Below are 26,214 nucleotides of genomic sequence, written 5' to 3'. Positions count from 1 at the left end.
CGATAGCGGTGGGCCAGCTACCTTATTTGTAGCTGATACACCGCTATCGCAGGCAAGCCAGCTCCCACATTCGATCAGTGTTTATTCAGGACTGGGGCATTGAGCCCCATCGCAATCATCGGCTTATTGCGCTTGTAACGCACCAGCCGTTCACTCAGCGATTGCGGCAAAACCGTGTCCTGGCTGAACCCCATGCCCTGATACAACCCTTCCAGGTCCGGATGGCACAGCAACCAGACCGTCCCTTCACAACTCGCCACGGCCTCGCCAATCAGTCGCGCCGCTAGCCGCTGGCCACGATAGGTCGGCGCCACAAACACTCCCGTCAGCCACTGCCCACCCATCACCGGGCTCAAGCACAAGCCGGCCACGATCTCGGCATCTCGCACTACCCACAAACGGCCGCCCTTGAGCGCCTTCATCGATGAATTGTGACTGCGGTAAAACTTGTTCAGCAGTGGCCACAGAGGCTCGGCCAGCGGTTCGATGTGCAATGGGGGCATGGGTTCAGACAAGCGTTATCAAGGGCAGGGGATTATAAGCGCCTTCTGCCGGGCAATAGGTGGTATACCCAGTGCTACATCCCCTGTTAGTGGAGCATGCATCATGGCCAAAGGTATGGATTCAAAGAAAGCCGCGAAGAAAAAACCGGCAAAGACCGCGGATGAAAAACGCGCGGACAAGAAGACCAAAAAATCCGAAGCGGGCCTGTTCGGTCACTGAGTTACACGCTTAGAACCAAACGATCTACAAGATTTTCCCGCCTCATTGCACAGAGCAGGAAACACCTGCTCTGAGCTGCCGATGGCCAATTACCTTGATCCGACCCAACGCCGGGAAATCGAAGCCCTGGCGACGACCTTTGTGGCAAGAACCGAATGGCCGACCTGGCTACTGTTGATCGGCGTATATGCCGGCTGGTTCGCGGTGATCCTTGGCAGCCGGTGGCTGGGCCTGTGGCTGAGCATGTTGTTGCTGATTCCGCTGGTGACTCTGTGGCTATCGGTGCAGCACGAATTGCTCCACGGCCACCCGACCCGTTCGTTGTTGCTCAATAAACTCCTCGGCTATGCGCCTTTCGCGGTGTGGTATCCCTATACGCTGTACCGCGACAGCCACCTGTTGCACCACAACGACGACAACCTGACCCTACCGGGCATCGACCCGGAAAGCCGCTACCTCAATCAGCAGCAATGGAACAACAGCTCGCTGTTCGAACGTGGCGTGCATTGGCTGACCAAGACCGTGCTTGGCCGCTTCCTGCTGGCTGCGCCGTTGGCCATTGGCCGGTTGGCCCGTCACGAGTTTCAACGCCTGCCCCAGGTATGGCCGATGTGGCTGGCCCACGGCGCCGTCACTGTGCTGATGCTGAGTTTCATCGCCTACTACAGCGCGCTTGCGGTGTGGCATTACCTGCTGCTGGTCAGCGTGCCAGCGTTGTCCCTGGCTTCGATCCGTTCCTACTATGAGCACCGCCCCCATCCCCGGCCGGAACAGCGCACAGTGCTCAACGAAGCGTCCTGGCCCTGGGCCTGGCTGTTTCTCAACAACAATCTGCACCTGGTGCACCACGATCTGCCAAAGTTGCCGTGGTACCTGCTGCCCAGGGTGTACCGTGCCCGGCGCGAGCAGTGGCTGGCGCGCAGCGGTGGTTTCCTGGTGCAAGGCTACGGCCAGTTGATCAGCCGTCACGGCCTCAAGGCCATCGACAGTCCCCGGCACCCGTTTGCCTGAGAGGCGACCATGAGTGAACACTACGCCGACCTGCGCATGTACGTTGCGCCCGAGCCCATCCAGCAGGCCAATCAACACTGGCTGGCGCGCATCATCGAGCGCTTGAAGCTGCATCGTCTTGATGCCGACCACCTCGACTTCCGCGGCCTGTGGCTGGCGCCGCAATTGCTCGTCAGCCAAACCTGCGGCTACCCGCTGATGACCCAACTGCGCGGCCAGGTGCGCATTATTGGGCGCCCCCGTTACGAGTTGGCCCATAGCAGCCACGGCGAACATTGCAGCCTGCTGTTGACCCGCGCTGACAACCCGCGTACCCGCCTGGCGCAGTTCTACCAGAGCCGCGGCGTGATCAACGGCCACGACTCCAACAGCGGCATGAACCTGCTGCGTGACTGCCTGGCGCCGTTGCAGCGCGACGGGCGTTTCTTCGCCAGAGTCGGCATCAGCGGTGCCCACCGTGAGAGCTTGCGCTGGCTGCGTGAAGGCCACGCCGACCTCGCCGCCATCGACAGCGTCACCTACGACTACCTCGCCCGATTCGCCCCCGAAGAGGTCGCGGGCCTGCGCGTCATCACCCGCAGCGCGCCGAGCCCGACTTTGCCTTACATAGGTGCGCTGGGCTTGAGCGATGCGCAGGTAGCGCAGATTCGTGAGGCGATGAACCTGGCGTTGCAGGACCTGCCGCAGGTGGCGCAAACCCTCGGTGTGCGAGCTGTGCTTCCTGCCAGCGAAGATGACTACCAGGTGGTGCTGGATTACGAGCACAAAGCCGCCAGCATCGGCTATTCGGTACTTCAATAAGGTTATATAAAAATGCGTTTTAAATATTATTAAAGCATAAGAAGCCTTGCTAGGATTGCTTCACCGGAACACCGGACATACCGCGCAACCTACTCAGAAGGAGCCCCTATGTCCGGCGCCGATCGTGCTCACAGCGACTACGTGGGCTCACTGTTTCGCATTCATTACCCTTGGCTGTGCAGCCGCTTGCACCGCTACCTCAACTCCCGTGCCCACGCCGAAGACATCGCCGTCGACGCGTTTGTCCAGCTCTTGAGTGCACCTCAGGTAACGCCGATACGACAGCCTCGCGCATTGCTTACCACCATTGCCCAGCGCCTGGTGTACCAGGTGTGGCGCCGGCGTGACCTGGAGCGTGCCTACCTCGCTGCGCTGGATGACGATGCAGCCTGCGCCGAGGACCGGGCCCAGGTACTCGAAGCCCTGCAAGCGATCGATCTATCGCTCGACCGCTTGCCGGCCAAGGTCAAGACGGCGTTCCTGTTGTCCCGCGTCAACGGCCTGACGTACCCCAAGATCGCCGCCGAACTGGGGATTTCCCAGCGCTCGGTCAGTGACTACATGGCCCGCGCTGTTACCGGACTTGAATCCCACCCCGATCAAATGTGGGAGCTGGCTTGCCTGCGATAGCGGTGAGCCAGCCAACACCTCTGGCCATGACAGGCCGCCATCGCAGGCAAGCCAGCTCCCACACTTCCTGTGCTCACTTTGAATCTGATCGAACCACCAAGAGGCAACTTATGAAAGCAATCAGACACCTGCTGGGCAGTTCGCTGCTGGCATTGGCAGTAATGGCGCAACCCACCTCGGCGGCCGAACCTTCCACGCTGCGCATCGGCTACCAGAAAAGCTCGGTCAGCATGGTGCTCGCCCGTGAGCACAAGCTCTTCGAAGCCGCACTGCCGGGCACTCAGGTGCAGTGGACCGAATTCCTCGGTGGCCCGCCGCTGATCGAAGCGCTCAACGCCGGCAGCCTGGACATCGGCAATATTGGCGATATCCCGCCGATCTTCGCCCAGGCGGCCGGGATCGACTTGCAGTATTTTGCCGTCGAGCCCAACGAGGGCAAGGCCGAAGCAGTGCTGGTGCCCAAGGCCAGCACCGTGCAGAACGTGGCCGAACTCAAGGGCAAGCGCGTGGCATTGCTCAAGGGCTCCAGTGCACACAACCTGTTCCTCAAAAGCCTGCTGCACGCCGGGTTGCAGTGGAAGGATGTGAATGTGGTGTACCTGTCGCCTTCCGACGGCCGCGCCGCGTTCGAACAAGGCAAGGTGGACGCATGGGTGGTGTGGGACCCGTACTACTCGGCCGCCGTGATCGACGGCTCGGCACGTGTGCTGCGGGACGGTCAAGGGTTGAACCCTGCGGGCAGTTTCTTCGTGGTCAACCACCCGTTTGCCAAGCAGCACCCAGAGGCCATCGCCACGATTATCCAGACGCTTGGCAAGGCGCAGCGCCTGTCGCTTGATGAGCCTGCCGCGAGCATCACGCTGATGGCCGGCACCCTGGGCCTGCAACCGGCGGTGGTCAAAAGCTACTTCGAACATCGCTCGCCTGAGCCGATCCGCCCCTTGGCGGCCATCGATATCGCCAACCAGCAACGCACCGCCGACCTGTTTTTTGCCAACGGCCTGATCCCGAAAAAAGTCGATGTGCAGCAGGCTGTCTTCAAGCCCCTTGATCATCCCTGAGCAGCAATGCTGGCGGATTAATGGCCTTGCAGAGTGCCAAGGCCTGTCTATGCTCACCCAGAACCGTTAACGACGCTTGGCCGATAAAGCGTTTCCAATGGTTATTTCCCCATGCAGGTGTACCAGAAATATCCAACGTATGAATGGAATGCGCCCTCCAGGCGCCGGGAATCTAGGGTGATCTGACCATGTTCAACCGCCAGCACAAATCCGACCTGCAAGAAATCCAGCGTTTTTCCTGTGCCCTCACCGAAGCCAACGCCAAGCTTGCCGCCATCAGTCGCTCCATGGCGATGATCGAGTTCGACCGCACGGGAGTGATCCTGAATGCCAACGAACGCTTTTGCCAAACCATGGGCTACAGCGTCGAGGAGATCCGTGGCAAACATCACCGCCTGTTTTGCGAGGAGGTGTATACCCACACCGATGCCTACCACCAGTTGTGGCGCGATCTGGCGCGAGGCGAGGCGCTCAGCGGCACCTTCATGCGCCTTAACAAACGCGGTGAGCAAGTGTGGCTGGAAGCCAGCTATTTGCCGGTGCTGGACAGCGACCATCAGGTACGCAGTGTGATCAAGGTGGCGGCGGATATTTCCGCACGGGTCCATCACGAACACGAAAACCAAAGTCTGATCGACGCCATCAGCCGTTCCATGGCGGTAATCGAATTCACTCCCCAGGGCCAGATCCTCAATGCCAACGACAACTTCCTGCGCACGGTGCAGTACACGCGCGAAGAAATCATCGGCCAGCATCACAGCATGTTTTGCCACCGCAGCGAAGTCGAGTCCCCGGCGTATAAGGCGTTCTGGGCTTCACTCAATCGCGGTGAGTTTCACTCTCACCGCTTCGAACGTAAAAACAAATACGGCAAGACCCTGTTTCTGGAAGCCTCTTACAACCCCATCTTCGACACCCATGGGTGCTTGTACAAAGTGGTGAAGTTCGCCAGCGATATCACCGAGCAAGTCAGCACCCTGCGCACGGCCGCCGACTCGGCCCACGCCACTTCGGTGCAGAACGATGCCTGCGCCCGCAAGGGCTCGCAGGTAGTGCAGCAAACGGTGCAGATCATTGAAGCCATGTCCCACGACCTTAACCAGGCGGCGCAGAGCATCGATGCGGTGAGCAAACAGTCGGACATCATCGGCGCCATCGTGCAAACCATCCGCAGCATTGCCGAACAAACCAACATGCTGGCCCTGAATGCGGCGATTGAAGCCGCGCGGGCGGGCGAGCACGGGCGTGGGTTCGCGGTGGTCGCCGATGAAGTGCGCAGCCTTGCCGCTCGCACCAGCCAGGCCACCGTTGAGATCGTGGACGTGGTGCGCAAGAACCATGACCTGTCGTTGAGCGCCGTGTCGAGCATGCAGTCGAGCTTGAGCCGTACGGGCCTGGGCGTGGAGCTGGCGAACGAGGCGGGGCAGGTGATCCTGGAGATCCAGGAAGGGTCACGGCATGTGGTGGATGCGATCAGTCAGTTCAATTCGACGCTGCAATTGCAATAGCGCAGACCCCGCTCTATGTGGGAGCAGGCTTGCCAGCGATAGCATCACCTCGGTCTGGCAGATCCACCGAGTTGTCTGCATCGCAGGCAAGCCTGCTCGCACCTGTTTAGATCGCGGCCAAGGTTTCTTTAAGTGTCTGGGCTGGCGAAGCAGTAGCCTTCGCCGCCACCTGCTGCTGTTGCTGCTCTTTCAAGCGCTCGGCCACTTGTTTGGCGATGGCGTCTTGTTTGTCCTGGGGCATCGCCTGCACTTGTTCTTCGGTCAGCCCATGTTCCTTGAGTAACTGTTCACGAATACGTTCGGCTGGGGTCTTGCTCATGTATTCGGTGAACTCGGTACGTGCCCCATTAGTTGTGGCCTGTAACTGCACGCGAGTCTTGGCGAAGGCTTCGTCGATGCGATCGCTGGCCTTGTCCAATTCTTTCTGCGCGGCGGGCACTGTCACGCTGTGTTGCGCAGCCTGCAGGGCGCCGCTGTACAGCGCACTGGCGGCGGCGTTGGCGGGGTCCATGTCGGGTCTCGTGATCTGTTGCACGTTCGACGCCGCTTGAGTGTTGTTAACCAGCATGATCGGTCACCTATGAAAACAGACGGTGCGACAGCTGGAGCAAATACTGTGCCGGTTGCCAGACCCCAGTGTTTACTGGGGCTGGCGTCGTCGACGCGGCAAGCCTTCTCCTTGTGCGGCCAACCGTTGCCGTCAGTGAGCGATGTTCTCCAGCGCCAGGTTGCGCGTGCGCGGCCCAAACCAACTGATGGTAATCATCACGATCAACATGCTGCTGGCAATAAACGCCAACACGCCCGGCGTGCCCAGGTGCTCGAGGATAAAACCGATCAACAGGCTGCTGAACACCGTGGATAAACGGCTGAACGAATAACAGAACCCGACCGCTCGCGCACGGATATTGGTGGGGAACAATTCGCTCTGGTACGAGTGATAACTGAAGCTCAGCCAGGCATTGCAGAAGGTGATCATCACCCCGCAGAAAATCAGCCCTAACGCTGTGGTTTGCAGGGCAAACAGGCTGCCGAAGATCACTGCACCCATGGCCGAGCCGACGATTTGCCATTTGTTCTCGAAGCGGTTGGCCACCTTGACGAACAACAGCGGACCCAGCGGGTAGGCGAGGGTGATGATGAAGGCGTAGAGCAGGCTGTGGGTCACGCTGACACCCTGGCCCGAGAGCAAGGCCGGCAGCCAGTTGCCGAAGCCGAAGAAACCGATGGCCTGGAATACATGAAACACGATCAGCATCAAGGCGCGGCGACGGTAGGGCGGCTGCCAGATATCGGCGAAACGGCCATTGCCCTGCACGCTGATCGCTTCGGGTTCCGGTTCGTCCAGCGGCTTGCAGTGATCCTTTCGGCAGCGTGCCTCCAGGTTGTTCAGGATCGTGTCGGCCTCTTCGAAGCGTCCCTTTTGTGCAAGCCAGCGCGGTGACTCCGGCAGGCGCTTGCGCAGTTGCCAGATAAACAATGCAAACACTGCACTGCTCAACACCACCCAGCGCCACCCGGCGATACCGAACGGCGCCTGTGGCACCAGCCACCACGACATCAACGCCACGGCCGGCACCGACAGAAACTGGATAAAAAACGCAAAGGCAAACGCCGAACTGCGCATACGTTTGGGCACCAGCTCCGACAGGTAGGCGTCGATGGTCACCAGTTCGATGCCAAGGCCAATGCCCACCAGAAAGCGCATGCAGATGATGCCCACGGCCGAGGTTTGAATGCCCATCAACACCGTGGCCACCGTGTACCAGACCAACGCAAAGGTGAAAATAGCGCGTCGCCCGAAGCGGTCAGCGATGGGGCTGAGCAGGCTGGCGCCGAGGAACAGGCCGAGGAACGTGGCCGAGGCGAAAGCGGCTTGGTCGGAGAAACCGAAAACACCTTCGCTGCCGGTATGAAAAATCCCGTCGCTGATCAGGCCAGGGCTGATATAGGCGGTTTGGAATAGATCATACAGCTCGAAAAAACCGCCGATGGAGAGTAACGCCACCAGGCGCCAAATAGTGGCGACGGCGGGCAGGCGGTCGATGCGGGCGCTGATGTGGGCGGCGCGGGTGGGGTCTGAGACGCAGGCGGCGAGTGGGGGCATGAATAACCTTCAGTTAGGCGAGTTGGAAGCTTCGAGCTTTAAGCCAAACCGCTATTGGGCTTGGAGCTTAACGTGCGCAACTGCTTCTCTAATTGTGGCCGTCGAGCGCGAACGTCTTGAAACCGGCGTGCTGGCTGAGGCGTTGGTAATACGCCGCGATGGCGGGGTAGGGCGGCCGCTCCATGGGTGTCATCTGCCACCTATGTACCGAAAGGCCTATCAAGATGTCAGCGAGGGTGAACTCTTCGCCAGCCACGTAGGCGCCGGTCTTGGTCAACTGTTGTTCTAGCAGGGCCATCTTGTCATTCCAGGCCTGCACACCCGCCTGGATGCGTTGCGGGTCCTGATAGTCCGGGTTTTGACGCACCAGTGCGTGGAACGCATAGCCCCACGAAGGGTTGAGTTCGGTGGCTTGCCAGTCCATCCACTGTTCGACCCGTGCACGCAAGGCAGGCTCAATGGGTAGCAAGTCATGGCGCTGATAGAGGCCGACAAGGTAGCGGCAGATGGTATTGGACTCCCATAGCACGCCATGGTCGTCGATCAGCACTGGCACCTGGGCGTTGGGGTTCAAGGCGAGGAAATCGGGGGATTGGGTAGGCTTGAAACCGATGCCCCAGTCTTCGCGCACGTAGTCGATGCCCAACTCCTGGCAGGTCCACAGTACTTTTCGCACGTTGATTGAAGAGGTACGACCCAAGATTTTCAGTGAGTGGCCCATGGTGCTTCCCTGGCATCTAAGAGAGTGACCAATCTAGCAGGGGCCGGGCCCGGCGGCGAGGGTGTGAAGCGGGCACGGCCGAAAATGTGGGAGCTGGCTTGCCTTAATGCCAGTCAGTTAAGAGCTAGAGCAGACAACCAGTGACTTGTGGCGAGGGAGCTTGCTCCCGCTGGACTGCGTAGCAGTCCCATTTTTGGGGCCGCTTCGCGCCCCAGCGGGAGCAAGCTCCCTCGCCACAGTTACCGATTCTGTCTTAACTGACTGGCATTATGGCTTGCCTGCGAAAGCGGTGGTTCAGTTGAAGATACGTTGACTGACCCACCGCCTTCGCGAGCAAGCCCGCTCCCACAGGGGACCTGTGCCAGGCGCTGATTCTGTGGACACTACATGGCCCGCTCTCACATTGATTGCGTTCGGCTCGACGCTCAGGTGCTCTCGCGCACCTGCAACTCAAACCCCATATCCACCACTGGCTTGGCCACCTTGTTGCCCGCCATGATCGTCAGCAGATGCTCTGCTGCCCGACGCCCGATGGCTTCCCGTGGGGTGCTGATGCTGCTCAGGCGCGGCACCATGAATGACGAGGCAGGTAGGTCGTTGAAGCCCAGCACCGCCACACGTTCAGGCACCTTGATGCCATGGCGCAGGGCTTCGAGCAGGGCGCCCTGGGCCAGGTCGTCGTTGCCGAAGAAGACCGCGTCTACATCCGGATGGGCGGCCAGCAGTTGCAAAAACAGTTCGCCTCCCAGGCCCACGGAAGACGGGCGTGGCGTCAGCAGCTCCAGCGCCGGATCGTACATGCCGGCCTGTTGCAAGGCGCGGCGAAAGCCTTCGCCACGCAGCAAGGTGCGTTGGTCCAGTTGTGCGCCGATATAGGCCAGGCGCTTGCGCCCCCGGGACAGCAAGTGCGCCGCCGCGGTCTCGCCGGCGGCCAGTTGCGAGAAGCCCACACAGTTCACCCCGGCATTGGGGTCCAGATCCATCATGTACACACAGGGCACATTGCTGGCCTCGACCATTCGTCGCGCGCTTTCGGTGCGGTCAAAACCGGTCAGCAACAAACCCCGTGGCTGGTAGGCCATGTAGTTGCGCAGCAGGTCTTCTTCTTCATCGCGCGAATAATGGGAGTTGCCGATCAGTACTTCAAAGCCCTTGGGCCGCAGTACCTGATGGATAGCTTCGAGGGTTTCGATAAACAGCAGGTTGGACAGTGACGGCACCAGCACCACCACCGAATGGCTCTGCGCCGAGGCCAGGGCGCGGGCGGCGGGGTTGACCACGTAGCTCAGTTCGGCGGCGGCCTGTTGCACTTTTTCCACCAGTTCGGTGGCCACGGTACTTATACCGCGCAGGGCACGGGAGGCGGTGATCGGGCTGACGCCGGCCAGGCGCGCAACTTCATTGAGGGTAGGGCGGCCCGTCGTGCGGGTATTTTTATCGTTCTTGGAGGTCATCAGGCGGCTTGCCAAACAAAAATCGAGGCACTAAGGTAGCGCTGTCTCCAAAGGGCTGCAAATTCTTGGATAAAGGGTTGCCTGATCCTGTCCAGCTCTTGAAGTCAATCTGTTGGAACGGATGCACGCGTCACTCCATAAAAATGACAAGTCGGCGCGGGAAAAGCCTGTTTTTGCACTAGCCTTACGCTATGCAAAGGTAGCGCTATCTGCGTCCTGAGGTGTTTCATGAGTCAACCTGTTACCGCCCTGGTCATCATGGGTGTTTCCGGCTGTGGCAAGTCCAGCGTCAGCCAAGCCCTGTGCGCCCTGAACGGCGCCACTGCCATTGAAGGCGACAGCTTTCACCCTGCCGCGAACATCGAAAAGATGAGCGCCGGCCACCCCCTCAACGACGACGACCGCGCCGGCTGGCTCGACATCCTGTGCGATGAACTGCGTCGTGCGTTGAAAGCGGGCGAGCATCCTGTACTGACCTGTTCGGCCCTGAAGAAAAAATACCGTGACCACCTGCGCGAAGCTGCGCCGGGCCTGGGCTTTGTCTTCCTGGAGCTGACCCGTGAAGTCGCCGCTGACCGCGTGTCTCACCGCCCCGGCCATTTCATGCCGGCAAGCCTGATCGACAGCCAGTTCGCCACCCTTGAATCGCCCAAGGGCGAGCCGCTGACCCTGGCCTTGAACGCCAGTGAGGACAGCGTCGAGGAACTGGCCGCGCAGACCCATACCTGGTGGCGCAAGCACGGCTTTGAACCTACTCATTAATTTTTTGCCGGAAAAGATAGCGCTATCCCCGGCAGGAAGTTCAACACCCGCTTTAATAACAACAACAAACAGGAGAGACCCCCCATGTTTGGCATGTCCCACGAGTCTTACCTGCTGCTAGATGCAGTAGTCACTATCATCGGGTTGATCGTACTGATCACCAAGTTCAAGGTGCACCCGTTCATTGCACTGATCATCGCGGCCGGTTTCCTCGGCCTGACCTCGGGCATGCCCGTGGACAAGATCATCAAGGCGTTCCAGGACGGTTTCGGCGGGGTGCTCGGCTTTGTCGGCATCATCCTCGCGCTGGGCACGATGCTCGGCAAGATGATGGCCGAGTCCGGCGGTGCCGATCAGATCGCCCAGACCCTGATCCGCGCCTTCGGCAAGGAAAAGGTCCAGTGGGCCATGATGTTCGCCGCGTTTCTGGTGGGCATCCCGCTGTTCTTCGAGATCGGCTTTGTGTTGCTGATCCCGCTGGTGTTTATCGTCGCCCGGCGTACCGGCGTGTCGTTGATCAAGATCGGTATCCCGCTGCTGGCCGGTCTGTCGGCGGTGCACGGCCTGGTGCCACCGCACCCGGGCCCGCTGCTGGCCATCGGCGTGTTCGGTGCCGATATCGGCAAGACCATTCTGTACGGCCTGATCGTCGCACTGCCGACCGCCATCATCGCCGGCCCGATCTTCGGTACGTTCATCGCCAAGTACATCCCGGGCAACCCGTCCCAGGAACTGGTGGACCAACTGGCCCGCGAGACCGATAACAAGTCGCTGCCCAGCTTCAGCATCACCCTGGTCACCGTGCTGCTGCCGGTGTTCCTGATGCTGCTCAAAACCTTTGCCGACATCGCGTTCGCCGAAGGCAATGTGGTACGCAACTGGATGGACATGATCGGCCACCCCATCACCGCACTGTTGCTGGCTTTGCTGTTGTCGCTGTACACCTTTGGCCATCGCCAGGGTATCCACTCCAAGCAGATCCTCAAGCTGCTCGACGCCAGCCTTGCGCCCACCGCCGCGATCATCCTGATCATCGGTGCCGGTGGTGGCTTCAAGCAGATGCTGGTGACCAGCGGCGTGGGCGACGTGATCGGCCATATGGCGGTGAACGCGCAGATCAACCCGATCCTGCTGGCGTGGCTGGTGGCGGCGGTGATTCGGATTGCCACCGGTTCAGCGACGGTTGCGACCATTACCGGCGCGGGCATTGTGGTGCCGGTGGTGGGGATGATCCCTGGCGTCAACCGCGAGTTGCTGGTACTGGCGACGGGCGCGGGTTCGTTGATCCTGTCTCACGTCAACGATGCGGGGTTCTGGCTGGTCAAGCAGTACTTCAACATGACCGTGGCCGAGACGTTCAAGACCTGGACGGCGATGGAGACCATTCTGTCGATCGTGGCGCTGATCTTCATCATGTTGCTGTCGTTGGTGGTGTAAGCCACACCACAAAAGCAGTGGCGGCAACTCGATCAAAATGTGGGAGCTGGCTTGCCTGCGATAGCATCACCTCGGTACATCTGAAACACCGAGGTGTCTGCATCGCAGGCAAGCCAGCTCCCACATTAATTGGGTTTCTTCAGGTAGATCAGGTCAGGCTTTGCTGACCAACGCATCCGCCCTGAACATCCCGCGAATCCCACGCACGGCCTGGCGAATCCGATCCTGGTTTTCGATCAGCGCAAAGCGCACATGATCGTCGCCATACTCACCAAAGCCGATGCCCGGCGACACACACACCTTCGCTTCCAATAGCAGTTTCTTGGCAAACTCCAGCGAGCCCATGGCGGCATACTGCTCGGGAATCTTGGCCCAGACGTACATCGACGCCTTCGGGTTCTCCACCATCCAGCCCAATTCATGCAGGCCCTTGACCAGCACGTTGCGACGCTGGCGGTACTGCTCGGCGATGTCCTTCACGCACTGTTGGTCGCCTTCCAGCGCCGCAATCGCCGCCACTTGCAGCGGGGTGAAGGTGCCGTAGTCGTGGTAGCTCTTGATACGTGCCAGGGCGTTGACCAGTTCCGGGTTGCCCACCATGAAGCCGATGCGCCAGCCGGCCATGTTGTAGCTCTTGGACAGGGTGAAAAACTCCACCGCAATGTCCTTGGCGCCGGCCACTTGCATGATCGAGGGGGCTTTCCAGCCGTCGTAGACGATGTCGGCGTAGGCCAGGTCGTGCACCACCAGCACGTCGTACTGCTTGGCCAGGGCGATCACCCGTTCGAAGAAGTCCAGTTCCACACACTGCGCGGTGGGGTTGGACGGGAAGCCGAGGATCATCATCTTCGGCTTGGGGATCGAGCCACGAATCGCGCGCTCCAGCTCTGCGAAGAAATCCACGCCCGGTATCAGCGGCACCGAACGTACTTGGGCGCCGGCAATCACTGCGCCGTAGATATGAATCGGGTAGCTGGGGTTGGGCACCAGCACGGTATCGCCCTGGTCCAGGGTGGCCAGCATCAAGTGCGCCAGGCCTTCTTTGGAACCGATGGTCACGATGGCTTCGGACTCCGGGTCGATATCCACCGCGTAACGGTCCTTGTACCAACGCGAAATCGCCCGGCGCAGGCGCGGAATGCCTTTGGAGGTGGAGTAGCCGTGGGTGTCTTCACGCTGGGCGACGGTGACCATTTTCTCCACGATATGAGGAGGCGTGGCGCCGTCAGGATTACCCATGCTCAAGTCGATGATGTCTTCGCCGCGCCGACGCGCAGCCATCTTCAGCTCGGCAGTGATATTGAAAACATACGGGGGGAGTCGATCTATGCGCGCAAAGCGGCGCGGCGAACCTTGGTCTGCCATTGTTGCCTCGAGGTACGTAAGCGCCCGGAACCGTCCGAGCGACGTCGGCCACTGCGGTGGCCTGCGGGGCAGACAATAAGGGCGATGATGGCCAGTTGTCCAGATGCGTAGGAAATTTTTCTACATGGAGTACAACGCGGATATGCCCCTATACTCGATGCGGGTTTGTTCCCTCATAAGAAGGAGACTGTTCGTATGGATCAGCAGACAAAAAGACCGTTGGAGTCACGCCTGGAAGCCGGTAAGGCCCTGGTGATCGCCGGGGTACAAGGGCGATATTCGAAGGCCACCGTGGGCGATATCCCACGGCTGTGGGAGTTGTTCGATACCTGTATCAAGGACATCAAGAAGCGCGTCGGCGGTGTGACCTACGGGGTGTGCCATAACCCGCATCACGGCGAATTCGATTACCTGGCAGGTGTTGAAGTCCCGGCCAAGAAGGACGTGCCGAGCAATTTCGAGGTGATCGAAATTCCGCCACTCAACTATGCCGTGTTCCCCCACTACGGGCCGGTGCAGGCGCTTGAGCAAACCTACGAGCGCATCATGTTCGAATGGCTGCCGCATTCGGGCTACAAGGTCATGGGTGCGGATTTCGAGCGCTATAGCGCGGACTTCGATGCCAGGAAGGGCACGGGGACGGTGGAAATCTGGCTGCCGATCGGGGAGCGGGGCTGACACTGCACCCGATGTCACGTAAACACGACATGCACGCTTAAAAGTCATGTTTACGTGACATTGCCGCTATGGATTAAACCTGAAACTCAACCGACGCTCATACCCTACACGACCCTTGTACGCCTCACCGCGATCCACCCATCCCGCCCCCAGATACAACCCCATTGCCGCCAGGTTGTGGGCATCCACCGACAACTCCAACCCCTTGATCTGCGGCCAGGCCTCGCGCGCCACGGCGGGCAACGCCTGCAAACACATCTTGCCGTATCCACGCCCCTGTTGATGCCGGTCTACCTGTAGCGCGTGGAGTGTGGCGCTGTGTTCATCGGCCCAATGAGGCAGGCACGGTGGTCGCTTGAGCAGCAAGAACGCCACAGGAAGGTCGTCGACCAACAGCGCAAAGCCCTTGACCCCAGGGCTCGGGTTGGCGAGCAGGGTATTGAGGGCGCAATACATATCACCGCAAAACGGCAGTTGTTCAGGGTGAACTTCGATGGCGCCGACTTGCTGTTGTTGCACAGCATTCAGCGCCTCGTAGGCAACGAGGCGGGTTGGCATGGGGCTGTCCGAACGGCTGCAAGAGAAGTGGCAGTTTATCGGGTTTGGGCTACGGGAAATTATTTTTCAGGGGGATGTCGATTTCCCTTCGGGCCATTCGACTAAGGGTGTCTTCCGTGATTTTCCACCCCAAGGAGTCATCGCCATGAGCACTGCAATCAAGAGCCTGATCGAGCAATGGAAAGACGCCGTCGTCAGTCGTGATATCGACCAGATTGTCAGCTTTTACGCAGACGATATCGTCTCGTTCGACGCCGTAACCGCTCTGCAATTCAAGGGCAAGGCGGCCTACCGCGCGCATTGGGAGGCGTGCATGGAGCACTGCCCCGGCCCCGGCATCTTCGAGTTTCATGAATTGCATGTCGTCGAAGCGCCAGACAGCGCATTTGCCCACTGGCTGGCCCACTGCGGCGGTGCCGGGCCGGATGGTGAGGTAAAGGCCTGCTGGATGCGCGTGACTGCCGGCTACCAGCGTATCGATGGCCAATGGAAGGTGGTGCACGAGCACTGGTCGGCACCGTTTGATATGCAAAGCGGCACGGCGTTGTTCGACCTGAAACCTTGAGCACCGCGAACTATAGTCAGTAGTCCGAAAACGGAGAACGCCATGAAATACCTGTGCCTGATCTACAGCGATGAACAGGTGTTGCACACCTCGCCCGACAGCCCCCACGACTCGGAATGTCTGGCCTACGCCGAGGCCATCCAGGCCAGCGGGCGCATGCTGGCCGCCGAGCCGCTGGAGTCGGTGACCACCGCCACCACCGTGCGCATGCGCAACGGCAAGCTGTCGATCACCGACGGGCCTTTTGCCGAAACCAAGGAGCAGCTCGCCGGGTTCTACCTGATCGACGCCAAGGACCTCAATGAAGCGCTCCAGGTGGCTGGCGGCATTCCGGCAGCCCGGGTCGGCAGTGTGGAAGTGCGCCCCGTGCGCCAATTGAATCTCTCAACACAATAATCAAAAGACTTGAGGAGGTTGCCCCGTGAACATTCAACCCGCCGAATTTGAACTGTCCATCAGCCGCTTGATCGATGCGCCGCGCCGCCGGGTGTTTCGCGCCTGGACCGAGCCAACCCTGCTGCAACAATGGTGGGGCCCCCACGGCATGACCACCCCTGAATGCGAGATGAACCTGTGGGTCGGCGGCTTGTTCCGCACCTTGATGCGCGCCCCGGATGGCAGCGAGTACCCGACCCAAGGCGTGTTCCTGGAGATCGACGCGCCCAACCGCCTGGTGTTTACCGACGCGTTCATGCCGGGTTGGGTGCCTTCGGGCAAGCCGTTCATGAGCGCCGAAGTCACCTTTGAGGAGGTCGGCGAAAAGACCCTCTATACCGCCCGCGCCATGCACTGGAGTGCCGAGGACAAGCAGGCCCACGAAGCCATGGGCTTTCATGACGGCTGGGGCCAGAGCCTGGACCGCCTGGTGAAGTTGGTGACCGAGGATATGGTCGATTGACCCAGCAGATCGACGCTATTTACCGCCGCGAATCACGCCGCGTGCTCGCGACGTTGATTCGTGTGCTGGGGGATTTCGACTTGGCCGAGGAGGCGCTGCACGAAGCATTTTTCGTCGCCCTGCAGCGCTGGCCCGAGGATGGCATGCCGGATAATCCACGGGCGTGGCTGGTGTCCACCGGTCGCTTCAAAGCCATCGACCGCCTGCGTCGGCAGTCGCGTTTTACCCCGTTATTGGAAGAGCAGGCCGAGGCGTTGGAGGCCGCGCCTTGGAGTGATGAAGACGTGGAAGACGACCGCCTGCGCCTGATGTTCACTTGCTGCCACCCAGCGTTGGCAGCCGATGCCCAGGTTGCGCTGACCTTGCGCGAGATCTGCGACCTGAGCACCGAGGCCATCGCTCACGCTTTTCTAGCCACGCCCACCACCATTGCCCAACGCATCGTGCGCGCCAAGGGCAAGATCCGTGAGGCGAGAATTCCCTATCAAGTGCCGTCCCGCGCCGAATTGCCCGAACGATTGGACAGTGTGCTGCGGGTGATTTACCTGGTGTTCAACGAGGGCTATTCGGCCTCAGCGGGTGCCGACCTCACCCGCGAGGACCTGACCTTGGAGGCCATTCGCCTGGGGCGTTTGCTGCTGGAGTTGCTGCCCGAGCCGGAAGTCATGGGCTTGCTGGCGTTAATGTTGCTGCACGAGTCGCGTCGGCCTGCCCGCACTTCTGCCAGCGGCGAACTGGTGCTGTTGGACGCTCAGGATCGTACGCTTTGGGACAGGGCCTTGATCGCTGAAGGCTGCGCATTGGTGGAGCAGGCGCTGATGACGCCACGCTTCGGGCCGTATTGCTTGCAGGCTGCGATTGCCGCCGTGCACGCCGAGGCGCCCAGCGCAGGGGAAACCGATTGGCGGCAGATTGTCGGGCTCTATGATGTATTGCTCAGGTCTGTGCCGTCGCCGGTGATCGAGTTGAACCGTGCGGTAGCGGTGGCGATGGAGCAGGGGCCGTTGGCGGGGTTGGTGCTGGTAGACAACCTTTTGCAGCGCGGTGAGTTGCAGGACTACCACTTGGCGCATTCGGCGCGTGGGGAGTTTTGCCGGCAGTTGGGGCGGTTTGACGAAGCTCGCAGCGCGTACGAAAAAGCGCTGTCGCTGACGCAACAGGCGCCAGAAAAACGCTTCATCACGCGACGCCTCGCCGAACTCAAATAGCCAAAACCATGTTATGACGCCCTGCGATCCAATGTGGGAGCTGGCTTGCCTGCGATAACGGCCTGACAGCCAACGTCTCCCTAACGGCCCCCTCTACATCGCACTTCGTTCATTCCAGCATCTTGCTCAGCAACCAGCTCCCCGCAGGCCCCGGCGGCTGGTGCCGGGACCACAGCGCATCCACCGCCACCGAACGCGGCCAACTGCGCACCTTGAGTTCAACCAACTGGTTGCCGCCAAAGCGCTCCACCAGCCAGCGTGGAATCGGTGCCCAGCCAAACCCCAGCTGTGCCATTTCCATCAGCATCAGGTAACTCGGCGCCGACCATACTCGCTGCGTGCCGCGGTTTTCATTGGGGCTGATGATGCTCGCCAAACGCAACTCCCGGTGTTGTTGCAAGGTGTGCGGGTGAACCTTGTCCAGGTTCGCCAATGGGTGTCCAGGCGAGACAAACAGCGCGATCTCCGTGCGCTCCTCCACCGTGGAGAAGGAAAGGTCCGGCGGGTAGGCTTCTTGTTTTTCGATAAACGCGATCTGCGCCCGGCCACTTTGCACCAGTGCGATCAAGTCTTCGCATTCCGCGATCAGGCATTCCAGCTCAAGGTCCGGGTAGCGTTGCTCGAAGGCCGTTAGGGCGACCTCGAATCGATCGGATTGGTAAGTATCGGACATGGCGAGACTCAACTTCGGCTCCAGGCCTTGCGATAACTGACTGGCTGCCAGCTCCAGGCGGCTACTGGCTTCCAGCACCTGTTCTGCCCGTTGCAGCAAAACCTGCCCCGCGGGCGTGAGGGTCGGCTTGCGGCTGCTGCGGTCAAACAGCACCACGTTCAGGTCGATCTCAAGGCTGGCCACTGCCGCGCTCACGGTGGACTGACTTTTGCCCAGCTTGCGCGCCGCCGCGGAAAACGAGCCTTGGGTGGCAGCCTGGACAAACGCCTGAATCACTTCATGTGAGGCCATGACTATCGCCTTGATCGATGGTTATTGGTTATGAAGTATCGAGAAAAAGCCTGATCATGGCAACCATCGTCACTCACGGAGCCGGGTCATGACCCCTACCAAATCCTTTACTGAACGCGTTTTTCAAGCCCTTGGTTTCGAGGGGTTGGCTTTATTGATTTGCACGCCGCTGTTGGTGTGGATCACCGGCCGGCCAGCGCTGGAGATGGGCGCAGTGACCCTGGGCATCAGCCTGTTGGCACTGAGCTGGAACGTGGTGTTCAACAGCCTGTTCGACCGCCTTAAAAATCGCCTGCAACTGGCCAACGGTGGTTGGACCCGTGTGCTGCATGCGCTGCTGTTTGAAGGCGGCCTGATCCTCTTGGCAGTGCCGTTGATTGCCGCCTTGATGAAGATCAGCCTGTTGGAAGCCTTCATCCTCGACATTGGCGTGTTGTTGTTCTTCCTGCCGTACACCTACGTGTACCACTGGGGTTATGACGTGCTGCGCGAGAAATTCGCCGGTAAAACCCCAGTTACCCCGTAGGCGTGCGTCGCTTATAGGAACATCCCGCCCGACGCCTCGATCCGCTGGCCGGTGATCCAATGACTGCCATCGGCCAGCAAGGTCGAAATCGCCCCGCCAATGTCGTCCGGCAAGCCTACGCGGCCCAGGGCGGTGTTATTGGCAACCATCGCATTCACATCGGTGTTATCGCGCACCGCGCCGCCGCCGAAGTCGGTGGCAATCGCGCCCGGTGCCAGGGTGTTCACGGTAATACCCCGTGGGCCCAGTTCTTTAGCCTGGTAGCGCGACAAGACTTCCACCGCGCCTTTCATGGACGCGTAGGCGGCATACCCCGGCAGGCTGAAGCGCGCCAGGCCGCTGGAGATATTGATGATGCGCCCGCCATCGCTGATCAGCGGCAGCAGTTTCTGCGTGAGGAAAAACGGTGCCTTCACATGGATCGCCACCAACTGGTCGAACTGGGCTTCGGTGGTTTCGGCAAAGCTTGCGTAGGTGCCAACCCCGGCGTTGTTGATCAGGAAGTTGAAATGCTCCTGTGCGAACACATCCTTGAGCAGTGTGCCGATCTGGCCAACGAATGCATCGAAGGTTGCGCTCTGGCTGACGTCCAGTTGCAGCATGGCGGCGCGACCGCCCAAGGCCTCTACCTGGGCAACCACGGCTTGGGCTTCGGCCGCTGCGCTGTGGTAAGTGCCGATGATGTCGATGCCTTGCGCAGCCAGGTGCAGGGCGGCGCTTTTGCCCAGGCCACGGCTAGCGCCAGTGATGAGTGCGATTTTACGGGTCATGGTGCAGTCCTCGAATGGGGTGAGTGGGACTGAGTGTATTTGTCCGGCCATAACGTGATAAACAGGCTGATATCGAAATCACTGGCCGGATAAGGCGAACAATCTAATGAACAAGCTTGAGCTGCTGCGCACCTTCGTACGCGTTACTGAGTTGTCGAGCTTTACCCAGGCCGGCCAAAGCCTGGGCTTGCCGCGCTCTACGGTCTCCGAGCATGTGCAGGCGTTGGAGGAGTTGCTCGGCGCTCGGCTGTTGCAACGCACCACGCGCAAGGTGCAGGCGACCCAGGATGGTCGTGTGTTGTATGAGCGCAGCAAGGATCTGCTGGCGCACATGGAAGAGTTGGAAGGTTTGTTCCGTCAGGACGAAACCCAATTGGCCGGACGCATACGGGTGGACATGCCCAATGTCATGGCGCGGGGCGTGATCTTGCCGAACTTGCCCGCGTTCATGGCGCGCCATCCGCTGATCGACATGGAGATCAGCTGTTCGGACCGCCAGGTGGACCTGATCGCCGAAGGTTTTGTTGCGTGGTGCGCGTCGGCGCCCAGCCCGATCAAACTGTGGTAGCGCGGCGGGTGTGCAGCATGCCGATGGTCAACTGCGCGAGCGCGGCGTACCTGCAACGGTATGGCGTGCCCGAAACCCTGGCAGACCTGGCGCATCATCAGTTGGTGCATTACGTGCGGCCGCTAGGCGCACGCTCGGCCGGGTTCGAATACCTGGTGGGCAACAAGGTGCAGCGGCTGGCGATGGCAGGCCGGGTGACGGTCAACAGCACCGACGCCTATCAATCGGCGTGCCTGGGCGGGTTTGGCATCACCCAGGTGCCGCAGCTCGGCATACGCGACTTATTGGCCAGCGGCGAGTTGATGGCGGTGCTGCCCGACTACCAGGCGCCGCCCTTGGATGTGTCGTTGCTGTACGCCGGCCAGCGGCATCTGCCGTTGCGGGTGCGGGTGTTCATGGACTGGTTGACCGCCACCCTGCAAGCTCATCTTTAACGGCGTGCCGACAACTGCTGGGGCGCCAGGAACGCGTCGTGGAAGTAATCTCGGAACGCTTGCATCGCTGGGGTAAACGCACGCTCGCGGTGCCAGGCCAGGCCGACGCTCATGGGTGTGACCGGGTCGGTCACGGTCAGGGTTTCGATGCGTTTGCCTTCCAGGGACCAGGGCCGGTGTACCAGGTCTGACAGGATCGCCACGCCGCTGCCGTTGGCAACCATGCTGCGCACCGCCTCCACCGAGCTGGTGCGCAGCCGCACCTTGGGCGTTTGCCCGGCCTGTTCCCAGTAGCGCATGGCGCTGTGTTCGGCTTCATCGACGGTGAGCAAGATGTAGGGTTCTTGGGCCACGTCGGCCAGGCTCACGGCACCGCGTTCGCACAATGGGTGATGGCTGGGCAGCCACAGGCGGCGCTCGGAGTTGAACAGAATTTCCGAGACGATATCCGTGTGGGTGAGGTTGGCAGTGAGCACCACAGCCATGTCGAACTGGCCGTCGAGCAGGCCCTGTTCGATGGCCTGGCGCTCCTGTTCGAACACCTCGATGGTCACGTCCGGATGCCAATGCTCCATGCGCTGTAAATGGTGCGGCAGGAAATAACCCAGCACGGTGTAGCTGGCCGCCACCCGCAGCACGCCGCTGGCGCGGTAGTCCGGCAACGGGCTGTTGAGGGCATCTTCCACGCTGCGCACAATCACATAGGCACGGTTGAGAAAATGCCGCCCGGCATCGGTGAGGTTCATGCCTTGGGCCGAGCGCACGAACAACTGCACGCCGAGCATGGCTTCCAGCTCCTTGATCGCTGTGGTCACCGCCGATTGGGAAATATTCAGATGAATTGCTGCCTGGGAAATCTGGCCGATTTCCGCAGTGGCGACGAAATAGCGAACCTGGCGCAAGGTTAAAGACATATCGCACTCTGCTTATTGATCGATCCCACGCTCTGCGTGGGAATGCCTCTTGTGACGCTCCGCGTCACGGTCTTAAGTGCGGACGCAGAGCGTCCATGGCTGCATTCCCACGCAGAGCGTGGGAGCGATCGGGGGTCGAGGATAAAAAGCTATCTGATTTTCAGAAGATGGGCCATCTGATAATAGATCTTCCCAAGGGGTCAAGCCACGGCCTACTTTGCGGGCATCACCTTTGGCGGAGCGACCTTGATGCAGGCAGTGGATTTCAATTCAGACATGGGCGAAGGCTTTGGCCCCTGGACCATCGGCGACGGCGTCGACGCAGAGCTGATGGCCTATATCAGCTCGGCCAATATCGCCACCGGCTTTCACGCAGGCGACCCAGGCACCATGCGCCGTACCGTCGAGCGCGCCAAGCAACGGGGTGTGGCCATCGGCGCACACCCAGGCTTTCGTGACCTGGTGGGTTTCGGTCGTCGGCATATCAACGCACCGGCCCAGGAACTGGTGGACGACATGCTCTACCAGCTCGGTGCCTTGCGTGAAATGGCCCGCGCCCAAGGCGTGACCTTGCAACATATCAAGCCTCACGGCGCGCTCTACATGCACCTGGCCCGCGATGAAGAGGCCGCCCGGCTGCTGGTGCAAAACCTGCAAATCATCGAGCCCACGCTGATGCTGTACTGCATGCCCAACTCGGTGATCTGGCGCATTGCCAAGGAACTGGGGCAGCCGGTGGTGCGCGAGTTTTATGCCGACCGTGAATACGACCTCAGCGGTTCCATCGTGTTTACCCGCAATGTGCGGGCGCTGGACCCCGCCACAGTGGCCGCCCGGGTCTTGCGTGCGTGTCAGGCTGGCCTGGTACGTACCGTCGAAGGCGAAGACCTGGCGATCGAATTCGATTCCATCTGCCTGCACAGCGACACCCCTGGCGCCCTGGAGCTGGTGGAGGCCACCCGTGAAGCCCTGGACCAGGCGGGTATCGACGTCAGACCTCCCCAATAAGAGCCAACCCTTACTTTTTTGCCTGCCTTTCTACAATGATTCCAAGAGGAACAGACATGGCTGAAACGTCCCCCATCCGCTACAGCTTCGGCGGTGATGAACACCTGTTTGCCGAGGTCAGCAACAGCATGTCCCTGGAGGCTTTTTTCAAGGGCATGGCGGTGACCCGCGCCGTGGAGCGCCTGGCACTGGAAGGCGTACTGGATGTCTGCCTGGCCAACGCATCGTTCCAGATTCGCTTCGACCCTGACCGCATCGCCCCTCACGCGCTGCTCGACGCCGTGCAAAGCGCCGAAACCCAGGCCGTGGCCGAACGCACCTTGCGCACGCGCATCATCGAAATCCCGGTGCTCTATAACGACCCCTGGACCCACGAAACCCTGATGCGTTTTCGTGACCGCCACCAAGACCCCAGCGGCACAGACCTGGAATACGCGGCACGCATCAATGGCCTGGCCGACGTGGACGCGTTCATCGCCGCCCACAGTGGCGCGCCGTGGTTTGTGTCAATGGTCGGCTTTGTCGCAGGCTTGCCGTTCATGTTCCAGATGGTCGAACGCGAGCGGCAATTGCAGGTGCCCAAATACCTGCGCCCACGCACCGACACGCCGAAACTGACCCTGGGCCATGGCGGCTGCTTTGGGTGTATCTACTCAGTGCGAGGGGCGGGCGGTTACCAGATGTTCGGCGTTACCCCGGCACCGATCTACGACCCGGCGCAGCAGTTGGCGTACCTCAAGGAGCACATGGTGTTCTTCCGCCCTGGCGATATCGTGCAGTTCAAGCCGATGGACCGCGAGGCTTATGACCTGGCGGTCGCCGAGGTGGACGCCGGTCGTTTCGACTTGCGCATCCGCCCGGTGGAGTTTTCCCTGGATGCCTTTCTTGCTGACCCCATCGGCTACCCGAAAACCCTGCAGGAGGCGCTGGCATGATCAAGGTCCTCAAACCTGGCCTCGCCACCTCCGTGCAGGACCTGGGCCGCGAAGGTTATTACCACTTGGGCATCCCGCCGTCGGGGGCGCTGGACCAATACGCGTTGAGTGCGGCCAACCACTTGGTGGGCAATCCTGTGGGCGCGGCGGGCCTGGAATGCACGCTGATCGGGCCGGAGCTGGAGTTCCAGCAGGACGCGCTGGTGGCCTTGAGCGGCGCCTTGATGTCGCCGCGCCTGGACGGTGAAGTGGTGCACCAGGACACCGCCTTTGCCGTGCGCGCCGGGCAGGTGCTGCGGTTCGAGTTTCCCAAGGCCGGCGCACGCACCTACCTCGCCGTCGCCGGCGGTATCGACGTGCCGTTGGTGCTCGGCAGCCGCTCCACCTACACACTCGGCGCCCTCGGCGGGTTTAACGGCCGACGCTTGCAGGAGGGCGATCAATTGCCGATCGGTACCGCTAGCGGTATGGGCCGTGCGGGCAACAGCTTGCCGATGGCGTTGCGGCGTTCGGTCGGCGGCGATGTGACGTTGCGGGTAGTGCCGGGGCTGTATTACGAGCGCTTGACTGACGAGGCCAAAAGCAGCTTTTTTGCCGAACCGTGGACGGTGGGCTCCGAGGCCGATCGCATCGGCTACCGCTTCAAGGGCGGCAGCGCGTTGAGCTTCCAGCCACGGGAACAGCCGTTTGGCGCGGGCTCCGATCCTTCCAACATCGTGGACAGTTGCTACCCGATTGGCTCGATTCAAGTACCGGCGGGGCTGGAGCCGATTGTGCTGCACCGCGATGCGGTGTCGGGCGGTGGCTACGCGATGATTGGCACGGTGATCAGCGCCGACCTGGACTTGATCGGGCAGATGCAGCCCAACCAGCGAGCGGGGTTTGTGGCGGTGAGCCTCGAGGAGGCTTTGGAGGCGCGGCGGGTGTACAAGAAGCGGCTCAAAGCGATGATGGGACTCTTCAATCACTGAATAAACGCAAACTCCTGTGGGAGCTGGCTTGCCTGCGATAGCGGTGGGCCAGCTTGCATTGTGTTGGCTGATACACCATCGCAGGCAAGCCAGCTCCCCCAGTTGGGGCTTATTTCAATTTGAGAATTTGCGGAATGCCCACCGTCCAGCGATCAGGGTGAAGGTTGCGACCAAGGCCACCAGTATCCAGAAGCCTTCCGGGTCTTGGGATAGGGGCACCCCACCCACATTCATGCCAAAAAAACCGGCAATGATGTTGATCGGCAGCGTCAGCACCGTCACCACTGTGAGGGTAAACAATGTGCGGTTGCTCTGTTCATTGAGGTTGGCGGCGATCTCTTCCTGCAACAGTTTGATGCGTTCCCCCAAGGCGGTCAGGTCGTTGATGATCAGCGCAAACTCCTCGGTGGATTTGCGTAACTCCTTCACGTCTTCCTTTTGCAGCCATTGCGGCGGGCGATTGAGCAGGCGCAGCAGCGAGCCCGGTTCCAGCGCCAGCAGGCGTTGCAGGCGCACCAGCACGCGGCGGGCGGCGCCCAGTTCGGCACGGTTGGTGGACAGGCGCGAAGACAACAGCTGATCCTCGATATGGTCGACGCTGATACTGGTCTTGCGCACGATCTGCGTCAGCACTTCACCCTGGTCGCGCAGCAGGTGCACCAACAGCTCCAAGGGGGAGCGAAAGTGTTCGCCGGCCTTCACCGACGAGCGCAATTTATCCACCGAGTGCAAAGGCTGCAGGCGCGCGCTCACCAGCAAGCGGCTGCGAGCGCACACCCATAGCGTGGAAATATCCGACGACACCATGCTGCTGAAGTTGAACACCACATCGTTGACCACTGCCAACAAGGTCGAGTCCACATGCTCGATGCGCGTGGAGCGTGAGCCCTCATGCAAGGCTTCAAAAAACTCTTCCGGCAGCGACAAATGCGCCTGCATCCAGCGCTCGCAGGCGGCGTGCGCCAGGTTCAGGTGCAGCCACAGGAATTCGTCCGGGTCTGGCGGGTGCTGTAAGGTGGCGAGGGCGGTGGCGGAATCAATTTGTTGGCCTTTCTCGCCGGGGCGAAAACGAAAACCGTAAAGCAGGCCAAACAGATCGGAATCTTGATGGCCGTGGTCGATGCTGTGGTTCATGGCGACTCGCAGAGAAAGGGCCTGTAGGACGTTTCACAGGTTCCTGAGCGAATCATTGCAAGGTGGTATGACGGTTATGTGACGGTTTGAGGCGCGCATAAAAAAACGCGCCACCCGAAGGTGGCGCGTTTTTTGGAAGATTAGGCTCAAGTGTCGAGTTTGTCTTCGAGCACCGCGCCAGTTTTGGCGTCGAGCTTCACTTCGAATTGCTTGCCGGCAGTATCAGTCAATTCAACTTCGTAGACCAGGACGCCGCTATTGTTGTGGTCCAACTCGGTGTCATTGATGGTGGCGCCCGCGTGCTTGGACAAGGCGGTAGCGTTGAGTTTGTCGAAAGGCATCACGGCGCCGGACTTGAGCAGGCCTTCGATATGATCCGGACGAACATCAGCCTGGGCCAGGCCGGCGGTCATAGTCAGAGCAGTAGCTGCGAATAGGGCAGTCAAGGTTTTCATGGTGTGTGTCCTTCTTAGGTTGAGCTGTTTAAGTGGCGCCAGATTAAC

28 protein-coding genes and 2 pseudogenes are annotated in these 26,214 nt (G+C 60.5%); 18 read left to right on the top strand and 12 right to left on the bottom strand.

The window, feature by feature from the left end; all coding sequences use genetic code 11:
• Positions 1 to 74: 74 nt before the first annotated feature.
• A complete protein-coding gene (locus tag AC07S6_RS25180; RefSeq protein WP_495113285.1) occupies positions 75 to 503 on the bottom strand; it encodes a GNAT family N-acetyltransferase in 429 nt (142 codons plus the stop codon).
• A gap of 301 nt (positions 504 to 804) precedes the next feature.
• Between AC07S6_RS25180 and AC07S6_RS25175 the strand changes: the two genes are divergently transcribed.
• The 6 genes and pseudogenes from AC07S6_RS25175 to AC07S6_RS25150 all read left to right on the top strand — a co-directional run bounded on the left by AC07S6_RS25175 (position 805) and on the right by AC07S6_RS25150 (position 5,734).
• Positions 805 to 1,734: a fatty acid desaturase gene (locus tag AC07S6_RS25175; RefSeq protein WP_495113284.1), complete on the top strand. Its 930-nt coding sequence runs from the start codon at positions 805 to 807 to the stop codon at positions 1,732 to 1,734.
• 9 nt (positions 1,735 to 1,743) lie between these two features.
• A complete protein-coding gene (locus AC07S6_RS25170; protein ID WP_495113283.1) occupies positions 1,744 to 2,535 on the top strand; it encodes a phosphate/phosphite/phosphonate ABC transporter substrate-binding protein in 792 nt (263 codons plus the stop codon).
• A gap of 108 nt (positions 2,536 to 2,643) precedes the next feature.
• Positions 2,644 to 3,165, top strand: coding sequence for a sigma-70 family RNA polymerase sigma factor (locus AC07S6_RS25165; protein ID WP_495113282.1), 522 nt, complete (start codon positions 2,644 to 2,646; stop codon positions 3,163 to 3,165).
• 110 nt (positions 3,166 to 3,275) lie between these two features.
• Positions 3,276 to 4,226, top strand: a complete 951-nt coding sequence (locus AC07S6_RS25160; protein WP_495113281.1) for an aliphatic sulfonate ABC transporter substrate-binding protein — start codon at positions 3,276 to 3,278, stop codon at positions 4,224 to 4,226.
• A gap of 188 nt (positions 4,227 to 4,414) precedes the next feature.
• Positions 4,415 to 5,188: pseudogene (locus tag AC07S6_RS25155) on the top strand (PAS domain-containing protein); the annotation flags it as partial.
• A gap of 120 nt (positions 5,189 to 5,308) precedes the next feature.
• Complete coding sequence (locus AC07S6_RS25150) at positions 5,309 to 5,734, top strand: methyl-accepting chemotaxis protein (protein WP_371321886.1); 426 nt, start codon at positions 5,309 to 5,311, stop codon at positions 5,732 to 5,734.
• Between the two features lie 106 nt (positions 5,735 to 5,840).
• Here AC07S6_RS25150 and AC07S6_RS25145 read toward each other — a convergent pair whose 3' ends face one another.
• The 4 genes from AC07S6_RS25145 to gntR form a co-directional block, all read right to left on the bottom strand.
• Complete coding sequence (locus AC07S6_RS25145; protein WP_495113280.1) at positions 5,841 to 6,302, bottom strand: hypothetical protein; 462 nt, start codon at positions 6,300 to 6,302, stop codon at positions 5,841 to 5,843.
• 132 nt (positions 6,303 to 6,434) lie between these two features.
• The gene (locus tag AC07S6_RS25140; RefSeq protein WP_197882579.1) at positions 6,435 to 7,841 is read right to left on the bottom strand and encodes an MFS transporter; all 1,407 of its coding nucleotides are present in this window, start codon (positions 7,839 to 7,841) and stop codon (positions 6,435 to 6,437) included.
• An 88-nt stretch (positions 7,842 to 7,929) separates the two neighbouring features.
• On the bottom strand, positions 7,930 to 8,562 hold the full coding sequence (locus AC07S6_RS25135) for a glutathione S-transferase family protein (RefSeq protein WP_197882577.1): 633 nt from the start codon (positions 8,560 to 8,562) through the stop codon (positions 7,930 to 7,932).
• Positions 8,563 to 8,987: 425 nt separating this feature from the next.
• Positions 8,988 to 10,019, bottom strand: a complete 1,032-nt coding sequence (gene gntR, locus AC07S6_RS25130; RefSeq protein WP_161975083.1) for an HTH-type transcriptional regulator GntR — start codon at positions 10,017 to 10,019, stop codon at positions 8,988 to 8,990.
• A gap of 225 nt (positions 10,020 to 10,244) precedes the next feature.
• Between gntR and AC07S6_RS25125 the strand changes: the two genes are divergently transcribed.
• Both AC07S6_RS25125 and AC07S6_RS25120 read left to right on the top strand, forming a co-directional pair.
• On the top strand, positions 10,245 to 10,778 hold the full coding sequence (locus AC07S6_RS25125; protein ID WP_034128504.1) for a gluconokinase: 534 nt from the start codon (positions 10,245 to 10,247) through the stop codon (positions 10,776 to 10,778).
• Between the two features lie 84 nt (positions 10,779 to 10,862).
• Positions 10,863 to 12,215, top strand: coding sequence for a GntP family permease (locus AC07S6_RS25120; protein WP_014719640.1), 1,353 nt, complete (start codon positions 10,863 to 10,865; stop codon positions 12,213 to 12,215).
• Between the two features lie 153 nt (positions 12,216 to 12,368).
• Here the strand turns inward: AC07S6_RS25120 and alaC are convergent, their stop codons facing one another.
• On the bottom strand, positions 12,369 to 13,580 hold the full coding sequence (gene alaC / locus AC07S6_RS25115; RefSeq protein WP_495113279.1) for an alanine transaminase: 1,212 nt from the start codon (positions 13,578 to 13,580) through the stop codon (positions 12,369 to 12,371).
• A gap of 195 nt (positions 13,581 to 13,775) precedes the next feature.
• On the opposite strand from alaC, the gene AC07S6_RS25110 reads away from it, so the two are divergent.
• Entirely contained in the window at positions 13,776 to 14,258 is a 483-nt protein-coding gene (locus tag AC07S6_RS25110) for a GyrI-like domain-containing protein (RefSeq protein WP_054896715.1), read from the top strand.
• A gap of 66 nt (positions 14,259 to 14,324) precedes the next feature.
• Here AC07S6_RS25110 and AC07S6_RS25105 read toward each other — a convergent pair whose 3' ends face one another.
• Entirely contained in the window at positions 14,325 to 14,816 is a 492-nt protein-coding gene (locus tag AC07S6_RS25105; RefSeq protein WP_014719637.1) for a GNAT family N-acetyltransferase, read from the bottom strand.
• Between the two features lie 145 nt (positions 14,817 to 14,961).
• Between AC07S6_RS25105 and AC07S6_RS25100 the strand changes: the two genes are divergently transcribed.
• From AC07S6_RS25100 to AC07S6_RS25085, 4 genes are read left to right on the top strand one after another with little or no spacing between them, the layout of a single operon-like run.
• Positions 14,962 to 15,381, top strand: a complete 420-nt coding sequence (locus AC07S6_RS25100) for a YybH family protein (protein WP_072435191.1) — start codon at positions 14,962 to 14,964, stop codon at positions 15,379 to 15,381.
• A gap of 42 nt (positions 15,382 to 15,423) precedes the next feature.
• On the top strand, positions 15,424 to 15,777 hold the full coding sequence (locus AC07S6_RS25095) for a YciI family protein (RefSeq protein ID WP_056791533.1): 354 nt from the start codon (positions 15,424 to 15,426) through the stop codon (positions 15,775 to 15,777).
• Positions 15,778 to 15,802: 25 nt separating this feature from the next.
• Complete coding sequence (locus tag AC07S6_RS25090) at positions 15,803 to 16,279, top strand: SRPBCC family protein (protein ID WP_019819312.1); 477 nt, start codon at positions 15,803 to 15,805, stop codon at positions 16,277 to 16,279.
• On the top strand, positions 16,276 to 17,487 hold the full coding sequence (locus AC07S6_RS25085) for an RNA polymerase sigma factor (RefSeq protein ID WP_495113278.1): 1,212 nt from the start codon (positions 16,276 to 16,278) through the stop codon (positions 17,485 to 17,487). The genes AC07S6_RS25090 and AC07S6_RS25085 overlap by 4 nt, the downstream gene beginning before the upstream one ends.
• Positions 17,488 to 17,596: 109 nt before the next feature.
• Here AC07S6_RS25085 and AC07S6_RS25080 read toward each other — a convergent pair whose 3' ends face one another.
• The gene (locus tag AC07S6_RS25080) at positions 17,597 to 18,451 is read right to left on the bottom strand and encodes a LysR family transcriptional regulator (protein ID WP_495113277.1); all 855 of its coding nucleotides are present in this window, start codon (positions 18,449 to 18,451) and stop codon (positions 17,597 to 17,599) included.
• A gap of 88 nt (positions 18,452 to 18,539) precedes the next feature.
• Here AC07S6_RS25080 and AC07S6_RS25075 point away from each other — a divergent pair, with 88 nt between their 5' ends.
• The gene (locus AC07S6_RS25075; RefSeq protein ID WP_060766497.1) at positions 18,540 to 18,977 is read left to right on the top strand and encodes a multidrug/biocide efflux PACE transporter; all 438 of its coding nucleotides are present in this window, start codon (positions 18,540 to 18,542) and stop codon (positions 18,975 to 18,977) included.
• An 11-nt stretch (positions 18,978 to 18,988) separates the two neighbouring features.
• On the opposite strand, the gene AC07S6_RS25070 is transcribed toward AC07S6_RS25075, so the two are convergent.
• Entirely contained in the window at positions 18,989 to 19,747 is a 759-nt protein-coding gene (locus AC07S6_RS25070) for an SDR family NAD(P)-dependent oxidoreductase (RefSeq protein ID WP_014719630.1), read from the bottom strand.
• A 106-nt stretch (positions 19,748 to 19,853) separates the two neighbouring features.
• Between AC07S6_RS25070 and AC07S6_RS25065 the strand changes: the two are divergent.
• Positions 19,854 to 20,749 (top strand): annotated as a pseudogene (locus AC07S6_RS25065) (LysR family transcriptional regulator).
• On the opposite strand, the gene AC07S6_RS25060 reads toward AC07S6_RS25065, so the two are convergent.
• Positions 20,746 to 21,663 (bottom strand): LysR family transcriptional regulator, encoded by a 918-nt coding sequence (locus tag AC07S6_RS25060; protein WP_054896724.1) that lies wholly within the window; start codon positions 21,661 to 21,663, stop codon positions 20,746 to 20,748. The pseudogene AC07S6_RS25065 and the gene AC07S6_RS25060 sit on opposite strands and share 4 nt — an antisense overlap.
• A gap of 249 nt (positions 21,664 to 21,912) precedes the next feature.
• On the opposite strand from AC07S6_RS25060, the gene AC07S6_RS25055 reads away from it, so the two are divergent.
• The 3 genes from AC07S6_RS25055 to AC07S6_RS25045 are packed head-to-tail and all read left to right on the top strand — an operon-like array spanning position 21,913 to position 24,577.
• The gene (locus AC07S6_RS25055; protein ID WP_495113276.1) at positions 21,913 to 22,671 is read left to right on the top strand and encodes a 5-oxoprolinase subunit PxpA; all 759 of its coding nucleotides are present in this window, start codon (positions 21,913 to 21,915) and stop codon (positions 22,669 to 22,671) included.
• A gap of 56 nt (positions 22,672 to 22,727) precedes the next feature.
• Positions 22,728 to 23,606, top strand: coding sequence for a 5-oxoprolinase subunit B family protein (locus tag AC07S6_RS25050; protein ID WP_495113275.1), 879 nt, complete (start codon positions 22,728 to 22,730; stop codon positions 23,604 to 23,606).
• Entirely contained in the window at positions 23,603 to 24,577 is a 975-nt protein-coding gene (locus AC07S6_RS25045; protein WP_495113274.1) for a 5-oxoprolinase subunit C family protein, read from the top strand. The genes AC07S6_RS25050 and AC07S6_RS25045 overlap by 4 nt, the downstream gene beginning before the upstream one ends.
• Positions 24,578 to 24,691: 114 nt before the next feature.
• Here AC07S6_RS25045 and AC07S6_RS25040 read toward each other — a convergent pair whose 3' ends face one another.
• Together AC07S6_RS25040 and AC07S6_RS25035 are read right to left on the bottom strand one after the other, a co-directional pair.
• Positions 24,692 to 25,711: a transporter gene (locus tag AC07S6_RS25040; protein ID WP_495113273.1), complete on the bottom strand. Its 1,020-nt coding sequence runs from the start codon at positions 25,709 to 25,711 to the stop codon at positions 24,692 to 24,694.
• 146 nt (positions 25,712 to 25,857) lie between these two features.
• Positions 25,858 to 26,166, bottom strand: coding sequence for a PepSY domain-containing protein (locus AC07S6_RS25035; protein WP_197883916.1), 309 nt, complete (start codon positions 26,164 to 26,166; stop codon positions 25,858 to 25,860).
• Positions 26,167 to 26,214: the final 48 nt, after the last annotated feature.

The sequence above is a fragment of the Pseudomonas sp. GW821-FHT07B01 genome (genome assembly GCF_059419065.1).
Note: the sequence above shows the minus strand (reverse complement) of the source record. Positions and strands in the feature narration are given on the sequence as shown.

Excerpts from the sequence above, each read along its gene's own strand:
- AC07S6_RS25180 (WP_495113285.1), bottom strand. The coding sequence starts at position 503 with ATGCCCCCATTGCACATCGAACCGCTGGCCGAGCCTCTGTGGCCACTG.
- AC07S6_RS25175 (WP_495113284.1), top strand. The coding sequence starts at position 805 with ATGGCCAATTACCTTGATCCGACCCAACGCCGGGAAATCGAAGCCCTG.
- AC07S6_RS25170 (WP_495113283.1), top strand. The coding sequence starts at position 1,744 with ATGAGTGAACACTACGCCGACCTGCGCATGTACGTTGCGCCCGAGCCC.
- AC07S6_RS25165 (WP_495113282.1), top strand. The coding sequence starts at position 2,644 with ATGTCCGGCGCCGATCGTGCTCACAGCGACTACGTGGGCTCACTGTTT.
- AC07S6_RS25160 (WP_495113281.1), top strand. The coding sequence starts at position 3,276 with ATGAAAGCAATCAGACACCTGCTGGGCAGTTCGCTGCTGGCATTGGCA.
- AC07S6_RS25150 (WP_371321886.1), top strand. The coding sequence starts at position 5,309 with ATGTCCCACGACCTTAACCAGGCGGCGCAGAGCATCGATGCGGTGAGC.
- AC07S6_RS25145 (WP_495113280.1), bottom strand. The coding sequence starts at position 6,302 with ATGCTGGTTAACAACACTCAAGCGGCGTCGAACGTGCAACAGATCACG.
- AC07S6_RS25140 (WP_197882579.1), bottom strand. The coding sequence starts at position 7,841 with ATGCCCCCACTCGCCGCCTGCGTCTCAGACCCCACCCGCGCCGCCCAC.
- AC07S6_RS25135 (WP_197882577.1), bottom strand. The coding sequence starts at position 8,562 with ATGGGCCACTCACTGAAAATCTTGGGTCGTACCTCTTCAATCAACGTG.
- AC07S6_RS25125 (WP_034128504.1), top strand. The coding sequence starts at position 10,245 with ATGAGTCAACCTGTTACCGCCCTGGTCATCATGGGTGTTTCCGGCTGT.
- AC07S6_RS25120 (WP_014719640.1), top strand. The coding sequence starts at position 10,863 with ATGTTTGGCATGTCCCACGAGTCTTACCTGCTGCTAGATGCAGTAGTC.
- alaC (WP_495113279.1), bottom strand. The coding sequence starts at position 13,580 with ATGGCAGACCAAGGTTCGCCGCGCCGCTTTGCGCGCATAGATCGACTC.
- AC07S6_RS25110 (WP_054896715.1), top strand. The coding sequence starts at position 13,776 with ATGGATCAGCAGACAAAAAGACCGTTGGAGTCACGCCTGGAAGCCGGT.
- AC07S6_RS25105 (WP_014719637.1), bottom strand. The coding sequence starts at position 14,816 with ATGCCAACCCGCCTCGTTGCCTACGAGGCGCTGAATGCTGTGCAACAA.
- AC07S6_RS25100 (WP_072435191.1), top strand. The coding sequence starts at position 14,962 with ATGAGCACTGCAATCAAGAGCCTGATCGAGCAATGGAAAGACGCCGTC.
- AC07S6_RS25095 (WP_056791533.1), top strand. The coding sequence starts at position 15,424 with ATGAAATACCTGTGCCTGATCTACAGCGATGAACAGGTGTTGCACACC.
- AC07S6_RS25080 (WP_495113277.1), bottom strand. The coding sequence starts at position 18,451 with ATGGCCTCACATGAAGTGATTCAGGCGTTTGTCCAGGCTGCCACCCAA.
- AC07S6_RS25075 (WP_060766497.1), top strand. The coding sequence starts at position 18,540 with ATGACCCCTACCAAATCCTTTACTGAACGCGTTTTTCAAGCCCTTGGT.
- AC07S6_RS25070 (WP_014719630.1), bottom strand. The coding sequence starts at position 19,747 with ATGACCCGTAAAATCGCACTCATCACTGGCGCTAGCCGTGGCCTGGGC.
- AC07S6_RS25060 (WP_054896724.1), bottom strand. The coding sequence starts at position 21,663 with ATGTCTTTAACCTTGCGCCAGGTTCGCTATTTCGTCGCCACTGCGGAA.
- AC07S6_RS25055 (WP_495113276.1), top strand. The coding sequence starts at position 21,913 with ATGCAGGCAGTGGATTTCAATTCAGACATGGGCGAAGGCTTTGGCCCC.
- AC07S6_RS25050 (WP_495113275.1), top strand. The coding sequence starts at position 22,728 with ATGGCTGAAACGTCCCCCATCCGCTACAGCTTCGGCGGTGATGAACAC.
- AC07S6_RS25045 (WP_495113274.1), top strand. The coding sequence starts at position 23,603 with ATGATCAAGGTCCTCAAACCTGGCCTCGCCACCTCCGTGCAGGACCTG.
- AC07S6_RS25040 (WP_495113273.1), bottom strand. The coding sequence starts at position 25,711 with ATGAACCACAGCATCGACCACGGCCATCAAGATTCCGATCTGTTTGGC.
- AC07S6_RS25035 (WP_197883916.1), bottom strand. The coding sequence starts at position 26,166 with ATGAAAACCTTGACTGCCCTATTCGCAGCTACTGCTCTGACTATGACC.